13 protein-coding genes and 1 pseudogene are annotated in these 20,175 nt (G+C 62.5%); 10 read left to right on the plus strand and 4 right to left on the minus strand.

From position 1 onward, the window contains the following. Positions 1 to 127 precede the first annotated feature (127 nt). Positions 128 to 1,555, plus strand: a complete 1,428-nt coding sequence (gene gnd / locus AC56QX_RS10790; protein WP_497115826.1) for an NADP-dependent phosphogluconate dehydrogenase — start codon at positions 128 to 130, stop codon at positions 1,553 to 1,555. 123 nt (positions 1,556 to 1,678) lie between these two features. Here the strand turns inward: gnd and AC56QX_RS10795 are convergent, their stop codons facing one another. Next, the gene (locus AC56QX_RS10795) at positions 1,679 to 2,731 is read right to left on the minus strand and encodes a LacI family transcriptional regulator (RefSeq protein ID WP_497115828.1); all 1,053 of its coding nucleotides are present in this window, start codon (positions 2,729 to 2,731) and stop codon (positions 1,679 to 1,681) included. Between the two features lie 405 nt (positions 2,732 to 3,136). Between AC56QX_RS10795 and AC56QX_RS10800 the strand changes: the two genes are divergently transcribed. The 7 genes and pseudogenes from AC56QX_RS10800 to mgrA all read left to right on the plus strand — a co-directional run bounded on the left by AC56QX_RS10800 (position 3,137) and on the right by mgrA (position 10,639). Further along, positions 3,137 to 4,393 carry an ABC transporter substrate-binding protein gene (locus AC56QX_RS10800; protein ID WP_497115829.1) on the plus strand — a complete coding sequence of 419 codons (1,257 nt, stop codon included), beginning with the start codon at positions 3,137 to 3,139 and terminating at the stop codon, positions 4,391 to 4,393. Positions 4,394 to 4,585: 192 nt separating this feature from the next. Beyond that, a pseudogene (locus tag AC56QX_RS10805) lies at positions 4,586 to 5,481 on the plus strand (carbohydrate ABC transporter permease). Beyond that, positions 5,478 to 6,401, plus strand: a complete 924-nt coding sequence (locus tag AC56QX_RS10810; protein ID WP_497115830.1) for a carbohydrate ABC transporter permease — start codon at positions 5,478 to 5,480, stop codon at positions 6,399 to 6,401. The pseudogene AC56QX_RS10805 and the gene AC56QX_RS10810 overlap by 4 nt, the downstream one beginning before the upstream one ends. Then, complete coding sequence (locus AC56QX_RS10815) at positions 6,401 to 7,501, plus strand: ABC transporter ATP-binding protein (protein WP_497115832.1); 1,101 nt, start codon at positions 6,401 to 6,403, stop codon at positions 7,499 to 7,501. The genes AC56QX_RS10810 and AC56QX_RS10815 overlap by 1 nt, the downstream gene beginning before the upstream one ends. Positions 7,502 to 7,558: 57 nt before the next feature. Further along, complete coding sequence (locus AC56QX_RS10820; RefSeq protein WP_497115834.1) at positions 7,559 to 8,305, plus strand: sugar phosphate isomerase/epimerase family protein; 747 nt, start codon at positions 7,559 to 7,561, stop codon at positions 8,303 to 8,305. A gap of 11 nt (positions 8,306 to 8,316) precedes the next feature. Further along, a complete protein-coding gene (locus AC56QX_RS10825) occupies positions 8,317 to 9,459 on the plus strand; it encodes a Gfo/Idh/MocA family protein (RefSeq protein ID WP_497115836.1) in 1,143 nt (380 codons plus the stop codon). A 133-nt stretch (positions 9,460 to 9,592) separates the two neighbouring features. Beyond that, entirely contained in the window at positions 9,593 to 10,639 is a 1,047-nt protein-coding gene (gene mgrA, locus AC56QX_RS10830) for an L-glyceraldehyde 3-phosphate reductase (protein WP_497115837.1), read from the plus strand. A 92-nt stretch (positions 10,640 to 10,731) separates the two neighbouring features. On the opposite strand, the gene AC56QX_RS10835 is transcribed toward mgrA, so the two are convergent. Continuing rightward, positions 10,732 to 11,829, minus strand: a complete 1,098-nt coding sequence (locus AC56QX_RS10835; RefSeq protein ID WP_497115838.1) for a S1 family serine peptidase — start codon at positions 11,827 to 11,829, stop codon at positions 10,732 to 10,734. Between the two features lie 400 nt (positions 11,830 to 12,229). On the opposite strand from AC56QX_RS10835, the gene AC56QX_RS10840 reads away from it, so the two are divergent. Together AC56QX_RS10840 and AC56QX_RS10845 are read left to right on the plus strand one after the other, a co-directional pair. After that, positions 12,230 to 13,318: a trypsin-like serine peptidase gene (locus AC56QX_RS10840; protein WP_497115839.1), complete on the plus strand. Its 1,089-nt coding sequence runs from the start codon at positions 12,230 to 12,232 to the stop codon at positions 13,316 to 13,318. A 141-nt stretch (positions 13,319 to 13,459) separates the two neighbouring features. Beyond that, on the plus strand, positions 13,460 to 15,286 hold the full coding sequence (locus tag AC56QX_RS10845; protein ID WP_497115840.1) for an MORN repeat-containing protein: 1,827 nt from the start codon (positions 13,460 to 13,462) through the stop codon (positions 15,284 to 15,286). On the opposite strand, the gene amrB is transcribed toward AC56QX_RS10845, so the two are convergent. Beyond that, on the minus strand, positions 15,287 to 17,005 hold the full coding sequence (gene amrB / locus AC56QX_RS10850) for an AmmeMemoRadiSam system protein B (RefSeq protein ID WP_497115842.1): 1,719 nt from the start codon (positions 17,003 to 17,005) through the stop codon (positions 15,287 to 15,289). It lies immediately after the preceding gene. Between the two features lie 154 nt (positions 17,006 to 17,159). Then, positions 17,160 to 20,138, minus strand: coding sequence for a caspase family protein (locus AC56QX_RS10855; protein WP_497115843.1), 2,979 nt, complete (start codon positions 20,136 to 20,138; stop codon positions 17,160 to 17,162). Positions 20,139 to 20,175: the final 37 nt, after the last annotated feature.

Raw genomic sequence — 20,175 nt, forward strand, 5'->3', positions numbered from 1 at the left:
GAACGGTCTACATTGTGCAACGGCAACACAATTCGGCGAGGCGGTTGACGCGGCGCGAAAGGCCCGTCAATCATCCCGGCAAAATCGCGGGCTCCAACCAACAAGATCCGAAAGCAGGGAAGAAACGATGGAAAAAGCCGAAATCGGCCTGATCGGCCTTGGCACGATGGGCTCCAACCTGGCGCTGAACATCGCCGAACACGGGCACCGCATTGCCGTCTTCAATCGCACCCGGGCTCGCACCGACGCTTTCGTCGAGAATGCCGGCGCGCTGAAGGACATGGTCGTTCCCTGCTACAGCCTGGAAGAACTCGCCGCCGCGATCAAACCACCTCGCCCGGTCATCATCATGGTGCTGGCCGGCAAGCCGGTCGACGAGCAGATCGAAGCGCTGCGCGGCGTGCTGTCTGCCAACGACATCGTCATCGACGCCGGCAACGCCAATTTCCGCGACACGATGCGGCGTTTCTCCGAATTGTCCGATTCAAACCTCACCTTCATCGGCATGGGTGTGTCCGGTGGCGAGGAGGGCGCGCGCCACGGCCCGTCGATCATGGTCGGCGGCACCGAAGACTCCTGGAAGCGCGTCGAAAAAGTGCTGACCGCCATCTCCGCCAAGTTCAAGGACGAGCCCTGTGCCGCCTGGCTCGGTACCGATGGCGCCGGCCATTTCGTCAAGACCATCCACAACGGCATCGAATATGCCGACATGCAGATGATCGCCGAAATCTACGGCATCCTCCGCGATGGCCTGGGCATGGGGCCGAAGGAGATCGGCACCGTCTTTGAAAACTGGAACAAGGGCCGGCTCGATTCGTATCTGATCGAGATCACCGCCAAGGTTCTGGCCGCCGACGATCCGAAGACCGGAAAGCCGGTGGTCGATGTCATCCTCGACCGCGCCGGCCAGAAGGGCACCGGCAAATGGTCCGTCATCGAGGCGCAGCAGCTCGGCATTCCGGCGACCGCGATCGAGGCGGCGGTGGCGGCACGCGTGCTGTCGTCGATCAAGGACGAGCGTCAGGCGGCCGAAAAAGCCTATGGCAATATCGGCGTGACCAAGATTGCGGGCGACAAGGCGGCACTTCTGAAAGACCTGGAGCTGGCGCTGCTCGCCGGCAAGATCGCCGCCTATGCGCAAGGTTTCGCGGTGATGAGCGGGGCCTCGAAGGAGTTCAGCTGGAACCTGCCGATGCCGACCATCGCCAAGATCTGGCGCGCCGGCTGCATCATCCGTTCGCAGATGCTGGACACGATGGCGGACGCCTTCGGTTCGGGCGGCGCTGCCACCAACCTTTTGATGGCGCCTGCCTTCATCACGATGATGCAGGAGGCGCATCCGTCGCTCCGGCGCGTTGTTGCCAAGGCATCGGAGGCCGGCTCGCCGGTGCCGGCGCTGGCTTCCGCGCTTGCCTATTTCGACAGCTATCGCCAGGGCCGCGGCACCTCGAACCTGATCCAGGCGCAGCGCGACTTCTTCGGTGCGCATGGCTTCGAACGCATCGGCGAGCAAGGCGCGTTCCACGGGCCGTGGGGCAGCGGCGCCGCCGGCTAGAGCAATTCCAGGAAAAGTGTGAGCGGTTTTCTCGGGGCAAAGCGCATAGCGCTTTGCCCTTGGGAATTGCGTCAAAACAAAGAGTTAGAGCGGTTCGCTGTTTCCATGAAACGGTGAACTGCTCTAGGTCGTTGACCGCTGGTAGGCCAGGACCTCGCCTGGCACGCTGAGACTTTGCAGCGAGCCGGGTGCTGCGCCTCCGATCCAGCCGAGCACCGAGCGGGCGAGCTCCGAGCCCGCCAGCCGGAAGTTCTCATTGACGATCAGCAGTTCGGGCCGAAACAGGTGCAAAAGGTCCGATGATTGCTTGGAGACGATGTCGACGTCGCGGCCAAGCTTGAGGCCTGCATCCTCGATGCCGGCGACCAACGCAAGCGTGGCGGCGGCGGCGCTGCTGACGAACCCGTCCGGCCTGATGTCGCGGCGCATCAGCTGCGCGGTCCTCGTCCTGATCTGCTCGATCGAATGGTCGATCGATACGGTGCTGAACGGGATCTCGCTGGCGCCGACCTCGCTCAGCGCATCGGCAAAGCCGTTGACCGTATGGCTGTGGTAGCTCAGTCCAATGGGTGGTGCCAGCAGAGCGAGCTTGCGGCGTCCCATGCTCGCAAGGCGCCGCACGGCTTCGACCGCGAAAGCGTGATTGTCGAAATCATGATAGGGGTGGACCAGCCCCATGTCGGTGCGGCCATGCGTGGCAAAAGGAATGCCGTGCTCCAGCATATAGCGGGCCCTGGCATCGTTCGGCTGCGTGCGTGAAATGATGACACCATCGGCGGAACCGGTCTCGACCAGATAGCGTATGGGATCGAGCGGATCCTGCGAACGCGAATAGGGCGTGACGATCAGGTGATAGGGCGTGTCGGCGAGCACTTCCGAAACGCCGTAGATGATGTCCGAGACAAAGCTCATGATCTCGCGTTCGGTGTTGAGCACAAGACTGATGACATTGGTCCTGCCGGTGCGCAGGCGCACGCCGGCGCGGTTGGGCCGGTAACCGATCTGCTTGGCGACCAGCTGGACGCGGCGCCTGGTCTCGGCGCCGATCTCCGGCGCGTCCTTCAGGGCGCGCGATACGGTGGTGACGCCAAGCCCGGTCATGAAGGCAAGCGTCTTCAGCGTCGGCCGCTCCTTGGCCGAATTCTCGTCGTTCTTTTCCGTACGCCGTCTGTCCATTCGTTCCGCCCGTCAGGCGCATAGCAGCCGCAGGGCGGGTCGGCAATCGCCGCGATTTGCGGCGTCGCACAATTTCAAGCCCGGCGAAGGCCGCAATATACTGAAACGTTACAGATTGCCAATCTCGATTGCCGGTTGGCGAATGGGCAGCGAACACGTGGTCGTGATTTCTCTTGAGAATACAAGGCGAAGAGACCTTCCAGCGCTCATTTTACCGACTTTCGTGGCTGAACTGTTTGTTTTGCGCTGCGATGGCTCATATTGCGGCGCACAACGAGATGATCGATGGCGTATTTTATTCGTGGCTCGAAAAAATATCGGACGGGTCGCCTGCCCAGGGTTGCGTCATCCCTGCAATTGCCTTATCCAAAATCTGTAACGTTTCAGATTCTGGGAGGAACCGAAATGCGATACAGGATTTCGACCGCTGCGCTGGCAGCATCGGCCGCGCTGCAGTTTGCCGGCCCGGCCAGGGCCACGGACCTGGAAGTCATCCACTGGTGGACATCGAAGGGCGAGTCGGCGGCGGTCTCGCAGTTCGCAAAGGCCTTCGACAATGACGGCCATGGCGACAAGTGGGTGGACAGCGCGATTGCCCTGGGCGAAACCGCCCGCTCGACCGTCATGCAGCGCGTGCTCGGCGGCGATCCGCCCGGCGCGGCTCAGTTCAATCCCGGTCGGCAATACGAGGAACTGATCTCGGGCGGCAAGCTGCTCGACCTCACCGACGTCGCGACCGCCGGCAAGTGGGATCAGGTCATCCGCCCGAAAGCGATCGGCAGCGCCTGTCTCGTCGACGGTCATTGGTGGTGCGTTCCGGTCAACATCCATTCGAACTACTGGGCCTGGTACTCCAAGCCGGTGTTCGAGAAAGCCGGTGTGCCGGAGCCGAAGAACCTTGCCGATTTCATCGCAGCCGCGCCGAAGATCAAGGAGGCAGGCCTCATTCCCTTCGCCATCGGCGGCGACGGAAATGGCTGGCAGATCCAGTTGCTCTTCCAGGATATGGTCACCGAGGCGCTCGGTGTCGCCAAGCGTGACGAGATGTACACCAAGAAGAGTGCCGAAATTGCCGGCGGCCCTGAGATGAAAGGCGTCTTCACGCAGTTGAGGACCCTGAAGCAGTTCACCGACAATGGCTACGCCAACCGCAACTGGAACGACACCACCAATCTGGTGATCACCGGCAAGGCCGGACTTCAGGTGATGGGCGACTGGGCGCGCGGCGAATTCGCGGCCGCCGGCATGACCGGCGTCAAGGATTTCGGCTGCATGATCGGCTTGAACGAGGCCAAGCCGGTGGTCAGCACCGACGGCGACATCATCGTTTTCTTCAAGCAGAACAATCCGGATGTCGAGGCAGCGCAGAAGCGTCTTGCCGCACTGCTCATCAGCCCTGAGGTTCAGGTCGCCTTCAACAACGCCAAGGGTTCGATGCCCGTGCGTGGCGATGTCGACATGTCGACGGCCGACCCGTGCATGCAGAAGTCGCTGAAGGCGGTGGAAGATCCGGCCAACATCGTCACCGCGACCAACCGGTTCATCACCGAGAACACCAACCAGCAGCTCAATGAGCTCGTCGCGCAATTCTTCGCCGACGACTCCATGACGGCCGACGACGCTACCGCGAAGTTCGCCACCATCATCGGAAATTCCGACTAGGAGCCGATCAGCACCCGAGGCGCCGCTCATGCAGCGGCGCCTCGGTCCCAATTCGGCTCGCCAAGCAGAAGCCGTTGTCGGCGGGCTGACAGTCGCAGGATCGGAAGCCGCGGCGGTTGCGAACCTGGCGGAGGCTGACTTTCGCGTCGGCAGATGGCCCAGCGTGTCGGTAGAAGCGGAGAAAGACGGACGATGCAGAGGAGCTGGAGGCGCAGATTTCACCTGCCCGCCGTCATCGGAACGATACCGATGATTCTCGTTGCCGTCGGCGTCTTCGTGATCGGCATCGGCTTCTCGGTGCTCTGGTCGTTCACCAGTTCCAAGCTATTCCCCAATTACGATTTCGTCGGCCTGGCGCAGTACAGGCGGCTTTGGGCCGATAGCCGCTGGCTCGTCTCGGTCAACAACATCTGGTTCTTCGGCCTGATGTCGATCACCTGCAACATGGTGTTCGGCTATCTGCTCGCCGTTTTCATGGACCAGCGCATCCGCCAGGAGGACCTGTTCCGCTCGATCTTCCTCTATCCTTTCGCCATGTCGCTGATCGTCACCGGCCTCGTCTGGCAGTGGGTGCTCGATCCCAATCTCGGCCTGCAGGAGGCAATGCGCAATCTGGGCTGGTCGAGCTTCAGCTTCGCCCCCTGGTTGACGCCAACACCGCGATCTACGCGCTGGTCGTGGCGGGCATCTGGCAGGGCTCGGGCGTGACGATGGCGATCCTGCTTGCAGGCCTGCGCGGCGTTGACGAGGAGATCTGGAAAGCGGCGAGGGTCGACGGCATTCCGACATGGCGCACGCATGTCTCCATCGTGGCGCCGATGATGAAGGGCGCCTTCGCAACCGCCTTCGTTCTCCAATGTGTCGGCGTGGTGCGGGTCTACGACCTGGTCATCGCCATGACCGGCGGCGGTCCCGGCATCGCCACGTCGATGCCGGCGGTCTACGTCATCCAGCTCATCACCGTCCGCCAGAACGTCGGCCAGGGCATGGCCGCGGCCACGATGATGCTGCTACCGGTTCTGGTCGTGCTGGCGTTCGGCGGACTTGTCATGTGGCGGCGCAATCGCCAGCGGGAAGCAGCCCTATGAGCGCCGGCGTGATCACCACTCAAGAACGGCCGGATCAGGCTGGCGTCGCGCCCTTCGGGCCGAAACCACGGCGGACATCGGCCGGTCGCATCGGCCTTTATGCCTTCCTGGTCGTTGCGGCGCTCTTCTTCCTCATCCCGGTCTACATCATGATCGTCACGTCGCTGAAGGGGATGCCCGAGATCAGGCTCGGACATCTTTTCAGCTTGCCGCTCGAGCCGACCTTTCAGCCCTGGGCCGACGCCCGGCTGCATGCCTGCACCGGCCGCGACTGCAACGGGCTCAGCCCCGGATTCTACAATTCGGTGAAGATCACCGTGCCGAGCGTGATCATCTCGATCATCTGCGCCTCGATCAACGGTTATGCGCTGACCTTCTGGCCCTACAAGGGCGCCAATCTGCTGTTCGGCTTGCTCGTCTTCGGCGCCTTCGTGCCCTATCAGGTCGTGATCTATCCGTTGATCATCGGCCTGAGCTCGGTCGGGCTGTTTGCGACCCTTCCCGGCATAATCATCATCCACACGATCTTCGGCATGCCCATCCTGACCCTGCTGTTCCGCAATTTCTATGCGGCCCTGCCGGTCGAGCTGTTCAAGGCAGCGCGGGTCGACGGGGCGGGGTTCTGGCGCATCTTCTTCTCCATCATGCTACCGATGTCGGTGCCGATCACCGTCGTCGCCGTCATCCTGCAAGTCACCGGCATCTGGAACGACTTCCTGTTCGGCATCGTGTTTGCCGGGCGGTCCAACTGGCCGATGACGGTGCAGCTCAACAACATCGTCAACACCACGACCGGCGTGCGGGAGTACAATGTCAACATGGCAGCCACCATTCTGACGGCGGCGGTTCCTCTGATCATCTACTTCATTTCCGGAAGATGGTTCGTGCGCGGCATCGCCGCCGGCGCGGTGAAAGGCTGATGGATATGGCGCAAAACGGTACCAGCGTATCGATCCAGGATCTGTCGCTGAATTTCGGCGCGGTGACGGTGCTGAAGACGCTCAATCTCGATGTCGCTGAAGGCGAGTTCATCGTGCTTCTGGGACCCTCCGGCTGCGGCAAGTCGACCTTGCTCAACTGCATTGCCGGCCTGCTCGACGTTTCCGAAGGCCGCATCTTCATCAAGGGCAAGAACGTCACCTGGGAAGAGCCGAAGGACCGCGGCATCGGCATGGTGTTCCAATCCTACGCACTCTATCCGCAGATGACGGTGGAGAAGAACCTGTCCTTCGGCCTGCGCGTCGCAGGCCTGCCCAAGGACGAAATCGCCAAACGCATCGCGCGCGCCGCGGAGATCCTGCAGATCGAGCCGCTGCTGCAACGCAAGCCCTCGGCACTGTCCGGCGGCCAGCGTCAGCGCGTGGCGATCGGGCGCGCACTGGTGCGCGATGTCGACGTTTTCCTGTTCGATGAGCCATTGTCCAATCTCGACGCCAAATTGCGCTCGGAACTGCGTGTCGAGATCAAGCTTTTGCACCGCAAATTGCAGAACACCATGATCTACGTCACCCACGACCAGATCGAGGCGATGACGCTCGCCGACCGCATCGCGGTGATGAAGGGCGGCGTCATCCAGCAGCTCGACGCGCCGCAGACCATCTACAACCGCCCAGTCAACCGTTTCGTCGCCGGCTTCCTTGGCTCGCCGGCGATGAATTTCATCGACGGCAGGTTGGAGAAGGACAAGGGCGACTGGCATTTCGTTGTCGAGGATGTACGCATTCCGCTCGCGACCTACGCCTTCGAGAAGGAGCCGGTACCGGGGCCGGCCGTATTCGGCATGCGCCCCGAGCACGTCGCCTTCAACAGCGGCGCCGGCTGGCCGTTTACGGCTGACGCAAATGTCGAAGTCGTCGAACCGATGGGCTCCGATACGCTGGTCTGGCTGAAGCTCGGTAAGCAGAATTTCACCGTCCGGGTGACATCGGAGCGCACGCCGAAAAATGCGGACGCGGTAAGCATCGGCTTTGATCCGATGCGGGCCTCGCTGTTCGATGCCCAAACCGGCAACCGCCTCTAATCTCCCCCCAGAACCATCCCTCAAGCCCCACCATCCCAAGCAGAACGGACAAAGACGATGAACTGGTCATTCCAACTTTACAGCGCCCGCAACTTCCAGCCCTGGGAAGGCGTCCTCGCGACACTCGGCAAGCTCGGTTACACGCAAGTCGAAGGCTTCGGCGGCGTTTATGACGACCCCAAGGCCTTCCGCGCCGAACTCGACAAGAACGGACTTTCCATGCCGACCGGGCATTTTTCCATCGATGCGCTGGAAAAGGATTTCGACGGCGTGCGCGCAACAGCCGAAGCGCTCGGCATCAAGCTTTTGATCTGCCCTTATCTCCTGGCAGAGCAAAGGCCGTCCGACGCGGCCGGCTGGCGGGGCTTCGGTGAGCGCCTAGCCAAGGTCGGCGAGGTCGCCTCGAAGGCCGGTTACGGCTTTGCCTGGCACAACCATGATTTCGAGTTCAAGGCACTCGCCGACGGGTCGGTGCCGCAGGACCACATCCTGTCTTCCGCCCCCGGTATCGGTTGGGAGATGGACCTCGCCTGGGTGGTGCGCGGTGGCGCCGATCCGCTGCCCTGGATCGAAAAGCACGGCAAGCGCATCGTCGCCGTGCATGTCAAGGACATCGCCAAGCCGGGCGAGGGACTGGACGAGGATGGCTGGTCGGATGTCGGCCACGGCACGATCGACTGGGCCGGCCTGATCAAACTGTTGCGGGCCAAGAGCGCGGCAAAGTACTTTGTCATGGAACAGGACAACCCCAATGACATCGAGCGCTTCGCCCGCCGCTCGATCGCATCCGTCAAGGCTTACTAGGAACAATCATCATGGCAAAGAAACTGGGTATTGGCGTCATCGGCTGTGGCAACATCTCGAAGGCGTATTTCTCGCTGGCGCCGCTGTTTCGCGGCATCGAGATGCGCGCCTGCGCCGACATCAACATGGATGCGGCGAGGGCGCGGGCGAAGGAATTCAAGCTGCGCGCCGAGACCGTCGAGGACCTGCTGAAGGCCGACGACATCGACATCATCGTCAACCTGACGATACCGGCGGTGCATTATGAGGTGTCGAAACGGGTGCTCGACGCCGGCAAGCACGTCTATTCGGAAAAGCCGTTCGTGCTCTCGCTCAAGGAGGGCCAGGACCTCAAGGCACGGGCCGAGAAGAAGGGGCTGCGCATCGGCTCGGCGCCCGATACTTTCCTCGGCGGTGCGCACCAGCTGGTGCGCGAGCTGATCGACGAGGGCAAGCTCGGCAAGATCACCAGCGGTACCTGCCATGTCATGGGTCATGGCATGGAGCATTGGCACCCCAATCCGGACTTCTTCTTCCAGCCGGGCGCCGGACCGGTGCTCGATATCGGGCCGTACTACATCACCAATCTGATCCAGCTGATCGGCCCGGTGAAGCAGGTGGCGGCTTTCGCGACAACGCCGGCCAAGGAGCGGACGATTTCATCGAAGCCGCGCGCGGGCGAAAAAATCCCGGTCAACACGCCGACCACCATCCATGGCCTGCTGGAGTTCGAGAATGGCGCCGTGGTGACGCTGAACACCAGCTGGGATGTCTGGGCTCACGGCCATGCGCCGATGGAGCTCTATGGCGAGGCAGGCACGGTGTTCGTGCCGGATCCGAACTTCTTCGGCGGCGACGTGCGCTTCACCGAAGAGGGCAAGCCGGTCAAGAAGCTGCCGAAATGGAAGCACCCGCTTGGGGTTCCCAATGAGATGCACGGCCAGGGCATGATGGCCAATTACCGCACATCAGGTCTCGCCGACATGGCGCTGGCGATCGTCGAGGGGCGGCCGCACCGCTGTTCGATGGAACTGGCGCTGCATGCCGTCGATGTCATGACCGGCATCCTGCGTTCCGGCGAAACGGGAAAATTCGTCGCCATGCAGACCACGTGCGAGCGGCCGGCCGCCCTTGGCGTCAAGGCAGCCAAGGAGTTGCTGGCGAAGACGAAGTAGGCCGCAGGGATTATCGATAATTTTTCAAATCTCCCTCTCCCCGTTTCGCCGGGGAGGGGGTAAGGAGAGAGCGAGCATCGATTCAATCGTTCCTTCCGGCGATCCCCGCGCCGACTGATCCTGAGGATTTCCCATGCCCTATGTCGCCGCCGAAAATCGCTATGAAAAAATGATCTACAACCGTTGCGGACGGTCCGGTCTCAAGCTGCCGGCGATCTCGCTCGGCCTGTGGCACAATTTCGGCAATGACACGCCGCACAAGACCAAGCAGGCGATCGCCCGCAAGGCCTTCGATCTCGGCATCACCCATTTCGACCTCGCCAACAATTACGGGCCGCCGCCCGGCTCGGCCGAGACCGCCTTCGGCGAAATCCTGCGCACCGACTTCGCCGGATATCGCGACGAACTGATCATCTCGACCAAGGCCGGCTATGAAATGTGGGCTGGTCCCTATGGCGAATGGGGCGGGCGCAAATACATGCTGGCCAGCCTTGACCAGAGCCTGAAGCGGATGGGGCTCGACTATGTCGACATCTTCTACTCGCACCGCTTCGATCCCGACACGCCGCTGGAAGAAACCATGGGGGCGCTCGACCATGCGGTGCGGTCGGGCAAGGCGCTCTATGCCGGCATCTCGTCCTACAATTCGCAGCGCACCCGCGAGGCCGCCGATATACTGAAGCAGCTCGGCACGCCCTGCATCATCCACCAGCCGAGCTATTCGATGCTGAACCGCTGGGTCGAGGAAGATGGCCTGCTCGATACGCTGGAAGGGCTCGGCGTCGGCTCCATCGTGTTCTCGCCGCTGGCGCAAGGCATGCTGACCGACAAATATCTTGGCGGCATCCCCGAAGGCAGCCGCGCCTCGCAGGGCAAATCGCTGAAGTCGGCTTTCATCAACGACCGCACCATCGCCAACATCAAGGCGCTCAACGCCATCGCCGGCAAGCGTGGCCAGACGCTGGCGCAGATGGCGCTGGCCTGGGTGCTGCGCAAGGGCAAGGTGACGTCGGCGCTGATCGGCGCCAGCCGGCCCGAGCAGGTCGAGGACTGCGTCGGCGCACTCAAGGTGCTCGACTTCAGCGATGCCGAACTGGCCGAGATCGACAGCTACGCGCGCGAATCCGATATCAATCTGTGGGCGGCCTCCGCCGAGCGCAAAGGCCCGCCGAGGAAATAGGGTTGCCAAGGGAATAGCTCCATTTGGCAAGCCGGCAAGCAAAAACGGCGGGACATGTCCCGCCGTTTTTATATGAAAGCAAATGGCGCGCTTCAGGGCGTCTTCGGCTTCTGGGCCGTGCCCAGCCCTGCCTTCGGTTTTTCCGGCGCCGGAGCAGGGGTCTTCATCTTCGCCTCGATCCAGCCGCCATAGTTGGCCAGCCGCGTGTAGATGCCATAGGCGTCCTTGTGGCCGCAGGCCGCGCTGCCGTCGGCCGGGCCTTCGCCCCAGCTGACGACGCCGACCTGGACCGGGCCGTCGGCACCTGTGATGAACAGCGGGCCGCCGCTGTCGCCATTGCAGGCATCGCGCACGCCGCTGGTGGTGCCGGCGCAGATCATGTTACTGGTCAGCGGGTCGGTCATGTCGGCGGCGATGGCGTTGGCGGCGGCATCGATGCCCTTTTCCGAATAGCGCATGCGATGTGACAGATCGCCAAGCGCTGCCTTCAGATCATGCGCATAGATGGCCTTGATGCCGCTGTTGCAGGCCTTGTTAGGCTGCAGATCGAGGTCCGCGACCATCAGCGTGGTCGGGAACGTTCCGTCCTGCATCTTGCCCCAGCCGGTGACGGTGGTCTTGCCGGTGTCGGGGGTCGCCTCGTGGGTAAGTTTGATGGTCGGCGCATCGGCCGTATCCGCAAGCCGGAGCAGGCCAAGGTCGTTGTCGAGCGTCTGCTCGCTGTAACCCTCGTTGACGATGACCTGCACCACTTTGTGGCGCTTGCCTTCGCTGAGGTCGGTGGCGCCGGTCAGCACGGTGACAGAGTCCGGCGAGATCGGCTTGCCCTTGTCGTTGAGGCAGTGCGCCGCCGTCAGCACCCATTGCGGCGCGATCAGGCTGCCGCCACAGAATTGTGCATTGGCCTGCGAGGCGGGGTTCTCGTCCAGTCTGGCGGTGGTGAGCAGCGCGACCTGGAACGGATAGGCGCCCTTTTCGGCCTGGTTGCCGCCATAGACCCGGTCGGCGCCGTCAGGGTTCTCCGCCGCCGCCTTGGCCCTGGCGTCGGTCACCCGCTGCATCGGCGAGACCGCCGCTTCGGGCCTTGCGGTGCTTTCATCCGCCCGGCCGGTGTTGATTGATACAAAAGCAGCGGCAATGCCAAGCAGCGATGCGGCAGCGATTGGTCCGAACCGATTTGTGATGTGCACCTGAACCCTCCTGAGACAATTCTCCCGCGCAGATCGACGCCGGGCATTGTGCAAGGAGGTGTTGCCGGTTCCGCGATCCGTACGCGTGCCGTATCGAAACGGCGCCCGATCGGTCACAAAACCGAAGCCCACTTTTGCTAACCGTGCCCGCGAGTAGAACCCGCACAAAATCCTATAGCCCCCCACGGGCTACGTGGAAGCGATTTGTCATTGCCAATCTAGGATTATTTTAGGCAGTATGTCGCGATGGGGTCTTTTGGCGGGGGCTTAGATTGACCGTGGCAAACAACGAACCGGTGCGTGCGCCGATTGCCTTAACCATTTTTTCGCTACCACCACGATCTCGACAATATTTCTGTATTTTGATCCAGTCCTTGCTGACTTTTGGGAGAGTCTCACCATGACAAAACTGACAAACGTTATGATTGCGTCCGCATTGCTTTCCACCGCAATGTGGACGGTCCCGGTTTTCGCCGCCGACCCTGGTTCCGCCAGTGCCGGTAATGGCGAAAGCATGCGGGACGTATCTTCAGGCGACTTCAAGGCTGGTCGGGCAAAACCGATCACGACACCGAAGCTTACTGACGAAGACAGCCGCGCCGCGCCGCTCACCGACGAGAAAACGGCTGTGAAATCCTATGGCATCGTCGGGCGTTCCGCCGATGGCAAGGTGATCAAGATCGAGCCGAGCGAAGCGCTGCGGGAGATCATCATCAAGGAGCTGAATGCGCCGGCCAATGGGGCTGAAGGTGGGCCGCGCAAGACCGAGGATCCGGGGCTCGGCGAAGGCGAAGCCGGCCGCCAGGTTTTCGGCACCGACGATCGCGAGCAGGTCAAGAACACCAAGACCTATCCGTTCTCGGCAATCGGCTATCTCGAAGCCAAGTCGAAGACCGGCTACGGCAGCTGCTCGGCAACGCTGATCGGCCCGCGCACCGTGCTCACCGCGGCGCACTGCCTCTACAGCCATGAGGACAAGGACTGGTTGTCCGACTATCTGTTTGTGCCGGGCCTCAATGGCAGCACTGCCGATGACGCACCGTTCGGCGCCTTCACCTATGAAAGCGCCTATGTGTTGCAGGGCTTCATCGACAACTACCAGGGCTATTACGGTTCGGTCATCCCTTGGGATCTCGGCATCGTCACGCTGAAGCAGGATGTCGGCACCAACCTTGGCTGGCTGGGCTATGCCAACTATGACGATCTCGGCGACTTCACCGCCAACCTCGTCGGCTACCCCGGCGATAAGCCGATGGGCACGATGTGGAAGGCAAGCTGCGAAGTGCATGCCGAGAACATCGCCCCGGAATATTTCCAGTATGACTGCGATACGTTCCCGGGGTCGAGCGGCAGCTCGGTCTATGCCTATGACAACAACTCCAAGCAGCGCATCATCACCGGCGTCAACGTGGCGGAAAGCCCCGAGGCGAACACCGCCGTGCGGCTGAACGCCGCCAACATCCAGTGGATCAACAGCCTGTACAAATAATCCGGGCTGGGTTCGCAGAGAATGCAAAGGCGGCGGGTCAATCCCGCCGCCTTTTTCGTGCCGATCCTTCCGCTTGCACGAGGCAGGCACCGCGACTACGCTTGGCTTGCCAAGGGGTTGGCATCCGAAGGGGTTTTGGGGATGGCGCGGACAAGGGCAGTGTTCGGGGTCGCGGCCGCATCGATGCTGGCCACGCTTATGCTTTCGGCGGCTTTCGCCGATCCCGCCCCTGTCGGCGGCGCCTGGGCGGAGCGCGTGCAGATCCTCTATCAGGCGGACACACGCTCGGTGCTGCGCCGGACCGTGCGTGTCTGGGACTTTCATCCGGAAAAGAATCTCGACTTCGTCTGGGAGCCGGCGGCAGGCCAGTCACCCGATAAGACGATCGCCGAGGACGACACCATCAACGGCAAGGGCAGGCTTGTATGGCGGGTGCGCGGCTCGGCGAGCTATGACCCGAAGACCGTCTATTCCAGCTATTTCGGTGACGTCAGGAACGGCCGGCCCGACGGGCAAGGCCGGCTCGAGCTGCGCTCGGGTGAGTTCTTTGATGGGCATTGGCTTGGCGGAGCACTCAACGGGAAAGGCGTCCATGTCGATGCCGACGGCAACCGTTATGAGGGGCAATTCGTCGATGGCATCCCGAATGGCGAGGGCCGGCTGCTGTCGAAGACAGGCGAGATCTTTGCCGGCTCTTTTGTCGATGGCCTGAAGAACGGCAAGGGCCAGACCCGGCTCGCCGGCGGCACGGTCTATGAATCGCAATGGGTGATGGGCAAGGAGGTCGGCGGCTCGCGCCCGGACGTCATGGCCGATGCCAGGGTCGGCGGCCTGCTCAAGGCGCAGGCCGGCGGCGGCGATGCCGACAAGGTCGAGATCGGCGTCGTGGTCGATCAACGCATGACCCAGCAGTCCGACATGCAGTACCAGCATCTGGTGCGCGATGAGGACATCGCGATCTATCCCCAGGAGGAGTCCTACAACGACGCTTGGAACGGCACCGGAAAAATCACCACCGGCAATGTCTATGAAGGCAAGGACTGGGAGGACACGCCGGCCTTTGCCGAGGTCGACCTGAAGACGACGGACGAGTCCAGGGTCAAGCTCGACAGCCTGGAAATGAAGGTTGCCGCCAGCGACGCCTACCGCAAGCCGATGCTGTCGATCTCCGAGCATTTCGGCTGCATCGGCTTCCGGCCGGATTTCACGATCATCAACAATGGCTGGGGCGACGCCAAGGACATGAAGATGTCGATCCAGTTCACCACGGTGGACGAGGAAGGCAACCCGACCGGTCAGCCAAGCCGCATGTTCACCAAGGACATAGGCGGTTTCGGCGAAGGCGTCGACGTGTCGATCAAGAGCGTGCTCGACGAGGCCGGCGTCGATACGGCGAGCCTGGAAACGGGACGCTTCCCTTGTCCGTCGGTCGACAGTCTCAATGTCTGCCGCAGCCAGCTCACCAACAAGATCAAGTTCGCCGAGGTCGGCGACTATCTCGGCAATTTCAACCAGGCGATGACGCTGAATGCGATCGGCAAGTTCGATTATTCCTGGGCGGACGATCAGGGCAATGTCTATCAGCAGAGCGAGCCCTTCCGCACCCAGATGACCATGGCGGTCTTCGAGGTTCCCGAATCGATGGCCGAATGCGGCGATGGCGGTGGCGGCAGCCCGGAAGCGATGCGCTACCAGAACATCGAATTCCCAATCGGCAAGCACGACTACACCATTCCCATGCCGGTGCGCGGCAACAAGAACGTCAGCGCCTATACGGCGCGGCTGAAAATGTGGTCGGCAATGTCGTCGATCCACAGTTTCAGCATCGCCGCGCACTTCGCCGACGGCAGCGTGCGCGAGAGCAAGCCGGTGACCTTCTTCTATTTCCGGCCGAAGCAGTCGCTGTTCGAGACCAAGACCGAGCCAGCGGCGTGTTATCTGCCGCGCAGCATGGCCGGCTGTGGGTAGTTATTTACGGCCCATCTCGAAATAGTTGGGCAGCGGGATCAGCCGGGTGAAGATCGTGCCCTGGGCGAAGACGCGCAGTTCCAGCATCGATCCGGATGAGCGTTGCGCGCTCTGGTCGAACAGGAAATTGCCGAGCGAATAGACCTCCGCCACATCGCCGCCGGCAAGCGGCACGATCGCATCGCTCGACACATGCGGATGGCCGCCGACAATGGCCGAGACGCCGCGCAGCCGCATCTCATCGGTAAGCCTGTCTTCGCGCGGCGACGGTTCGGTCTTGTACTCGCGGCCCCAATGGACGAAGGCGACCACCGGCCGCTGCGCATTCTCATGCAACAGCCGGTCGAGCAGAGCAGGGGTCAACAGGTCGGTGTTCTTGGAGCCGTTGGTGTCGATGTCGGTCAGGCCGACGAGATCGAGATCGGCAAGCGCCAGCGTCTCGCCCTGGCCGAAATGCGGGATGCCTGCCTCATCCAGCGCGCGCAGCGTCTCGGCATAGCCGGACGGGCCGAGATCATAGGCGTGATTGTTGGCAAGGCCGACGCCGGCGATATGCAGCCGCTTCAGCATGCTGGCAGCGAGGTCTTCCGGCATGGCCAGCGTCATGTCATCGATCGCTTCCGGCACATTGGGCAGGATGACGCCTTCGAGATTGACGATCAGCGGCCGGGACCCGGTCAGCGCCAGGATGCTGGCGACGATCTTATCGTCAACACCGTCACGGACCAGGATCTTCTTCATGGCGCGGCCGAAATTCACGTCACCGGCGAGATAGTAGATCCTGTCCTTGGGCCGTGCCGGGTTGTTGAAGCCGGGGCCGAAAGCGCCGAACAGCGCCACCACATAGCTGGTGGTTCGCTCGACATAGTCTGATGTGTGTTCCTGCGAGTTCTCATTGGCGACCACCAGCGGCTGGGCGCCGAACAGTTCGCGCTGCAGCTTGGTCTGGATGTAGAGTGCGCCGACGGAATCGGCATGATCGGGCTGGCGCAGCGCCGCTATGCCGTCGAGCGATCCGGCGGCCAGCATGTTCAGCGTCTGCTGATCGAAACGCCGGGAGTCATGCTGCGGCAGATAGTGCGAAAAGTCGGTGGATTCGACGATCAGCGTGTCCTGGTCGACGATCGGTTTGAGTGCCTCGGCCAGCCTGTCCCAGTCGCCGCGCTTCGCCTTGACCGACATCGCCACGGGTACGATTTTCGCCTCGGGGAAATAGTGGTGGAGGAACGGCAGCATGGCGCGCACGCCATGCTCCTTGTCGAACAGGCAGGATTCTTCGACCATGTCGCCATGTGCCTCCAGAAGGCGCACGGCATCGGCGTCGGCTGCCACCGGGCCAAGCACTGTGTCGAAGCCGCGCAGCGTGGTGGCATAGAGCTTGTGCGTCTTGTGGAAATGGTCCGGCGACAGGATGACGATGCGCTTGTAGCGGAAGCCGGACACGGCTCGGAAGCCGAGCGCCACGAGGTCGGCGGCCAGCAGATGATGCGGCACCGTGATGCCGGTCAGCCGCTGGTTGGAAGGCTGGACAGTGGCGACGCTGGCGATGGCATTCTTGAACAGCGTGGCGTCGTCGTAGAAGGGTGGGAAGTTTTCGGCTTCGGGCGGGCAGACGATCGGGGCGGCGAAGGTGGGGACGGGGAGCGCGAGGAGAGTGATTGCAAAGAGCAGTGGAATGCCGGTTTGCGCCCAGGCACCCCCCTCTGTCCTGCCGGACATCTCCCCCGCAAGGGGGGAGATCAGATGTCGCCACTGCTTTCGCCAATTTCTAACGTTGAAAAGTAGGCGTATCAGCTGAAGCAGCCGATCTCCCCCCTTGCGGGGGAGATGTCCGGCAGGACAGAGGGGGTGGCTTGGCGCAGACTTGGCCCCCTCATGGCTCAGCCAGAACAATGTTCTCCACGCCGCCGACATAGTAGAACGGCTTTTGCTTCGACGAGGTCAACCGCACCACCTCGCGCGAAATGAAATCGGCGAGGCCGAACAGCGTGACGCCGCCATCGGAGGTTCTTGCCTTGCCGCGCAGGCCTTCGAGGACCGAATAGGTGAAGACGCCGTGGCCAAGTTCCGGCAGTTCGGCGGCGGTGTTGTTGGCCGCGGTTGCCGAGAACACGACGATGCGCGCGTCCTGCGCGTCCTTTTCCAGGCGCGGATTGAAGGCGTTGGCGGCATGGCAGGTGTCGAGCAGCATGAAGCGCATGCCCTTGGCCCGCTCGACCGATTTCTGGATATCACCCCAGTCGACAAGTGAGGAGCGCTTCCAGCGGTCGGCATCCTGTTTGCGGCCGTCGGTCGGGATGAAATAGTAGTCCTCGTCGATGTTGATGCCATGGCCGGCGACGAAGATGATGGTGGTGTCGTGCTCGCCGGGTTTGTCGAGGAAATCGGCAAGCTGGTCGTCGATCGTGTGCGAGTCCGGTTCCATGATGTTGTCGGCGCTGGCGACCGTGTAGGTCTGCTGCGCCTTGTCGGGGCTCTCGTCGAGCGCCTCGCGGTTGACCAGAACCAGCGTCTCCATCGATGAGAACAAAGGCGCCGATTTCTGCGCGATCACTTTGAGAAATTCTGTCGCATCGTCGACGGGGTAGCGCAGGTCGCAGGCGTGGCCGGAGCAGGCGTCGGTCAGGAAGGGATATTTGTCGACGCCGATGACGGCGACATAGAGCTTGCCCTTGGCCTCGGCCTTCTCGACCTTCCTTGCCAGCGCCGTCACGCTGCGCTCGGTCAGGTAGCCATATTCGTTGGTCCCGGTGATGCGGATGGTGTTTTGGCCATTCTCGACGGGGATCTCGACGATGGTCTTGTTGCCGTCCGCCGAATGCGTGGCAATGTCGCCGACATTGCGGCTGTTCGACAGGATCGAGAAGCCGGCGATATCGGTGCCGGCTTCCTTGGCGCCTGAGATCTCGACGGCGACATAACCGTCGCGGACCTTGCTCTGGTCGTCGGCGATGCGGATGCCGAATTCCGGCGGCTTGCGCTGCAACAGCTTCTGCAACTCATTGTCGACGCCCGGCCGCATCTCCTTCACCGCCTGTTTGGCGCTGCGCAAGATGATGGCGCGGCGCACCATTTCCGGGCTCCAGAGATATTTCTTCAACTGGCCGGCGCGGATGAAGCGGCCTTCATGGTCGCGGCCCTGGTTGACCTGCCAGCCGATCAGCTTGTCGCCCTCGTCGGAGGAATAATAGTAGCCCTGAGGCATCCAGGCGATCCATTGCGAGCCGGCAAAGAACATCGACACGATCAGCTCGTGCGTCTTAAGGTTCCATAGCCTCACTGTCTGGTCGGCGCTGCCGGTGACCAGAAGGCCGGCCTTCTCCGAGGCGACCATGGCGTTGATTTCGCCGGTATGGCCAGTGAATTCGCCGGAGACCCTGGCGGTCGCGGCCTTGTATTCCAGCAGCGTGCCGTCATTGCCGCCGGTGATCAGGCCAAGCCCGTTATCGATCAGCGTGAAGGCGGAATGGACAAAGCCGTTGGTGGCATCGTTCACGATCGAGCGCACCACCTTGCCGCCATTGGCGATCTCCAGCACCGCGTTTTCCAGTGCGTCCTTGCCGCCTTGAGTGGCGTGCAGCGACCACTCACCGTCGCTCAGCGCGGCGCGGGCAAACGAGCCCGGCTCCGTCAACGGCTGCGGACCCTCGAAGAACCGCTCGGTGGTGGGCAGCTCCAGTCCCTTGTCCAGCGCACCCATCTGTTCCGGGCAAGCCACGCGCTCGGGACAGGGGTTGGCATTGCTCCAGGCGATGATGCCTTTCGCCGCGTCGATGCCGATGGCAGTCACCGGCTCCCCCACTCCTTGCAGCAAGGCCTTGCGTTCCCCTGTCGCCGGGTCCCAGACCTGGATGGCGTTGCGCGTGCCGCCGGCGGTCGCCACCAGCGAGCCGTCGGCATTGGCGGCGCTGGCATAGACCGTGCCGTCATGGCCGGCATAGTCGAGCAGTTTCTCGCCGCTGTCGGTGTTCCAGACGATGGAGCGGTTCTTGTCGGCGCAGCGATAGCCGCAGGAGGCGATCAGGCGCGATCCCTTGGCGAAGGTCAGCGAGCCGATGAGAAAATCCTGCCTCGGCATGGCGCGCACCAGCGTGCCGTCGGCGGCGCGCCAGAGCTGGACCTGTCCGTCCTTGCTGCCGGTGGCGAACAGGCTGCCGTCCTGCGAGATGGCCAGCGCCATGACGCTGATGTCCCGCAATGGTTCGGCGTCTGCCGGCAAGGCGATCTCCTCGCCCTTGGCGACATCCCAGAGCCGGATGCCGTTGTCAGTCGTGGTCGCCGCCAGCCGGGCTCCCGCCGCGGCGAAGGCCAGTTTGTCGATGTGCCAGGAATCGGCGTCTAGCTTCTTGTCCAGCGTCCAGCCTGAGGTGGCCTTGTCGTCCTGTTTCCAGAGATAGACGACGCCGTCGGCACCACCGGCGGCAAGCGTTTTTCCATCGGGAGAGAAAGCCAGGTCATAGGTAGCGTAGTCGGCGGCCTTGAGCACGGCCTTGATCTTGCCGCTGGCGAAGTCGAACAGCCTGATGTCGCCGTAGGGTGGCTTGTCGCCGAGGCTGGCGCCGAAATAGCCGCCGGCGGCGATCGTCTTGCCGTCCGGCGAGACGGCGACCGCGAAGACCTTGCCGTCGCTGCCATTGCCGAGATAGCCGCGTATGGTGCGTAGCGTTACACCGCTCTGCCAGTCCCAGATGCGGATGGTCTTGTCGTCGGATGCCGAGACGATATCCTCGCCATCGGGTGTGAAGGCGAGGTCGGCAATCCGGGCGGTATGGCCTGATGTGTCGAGATCGAGATGGAAATCCGGAGCGTCCTCGGCGCGGGCGACCGAGGCCGTGACCAACGCTGCAGCCACGACGAGCCAGCGACAGGCGCGCATGAGGCGAACGCGG

The sequence above is a fragment of the Mesorhizobium sp. RCAM 06353 genome, assembly GCF_059683585.1.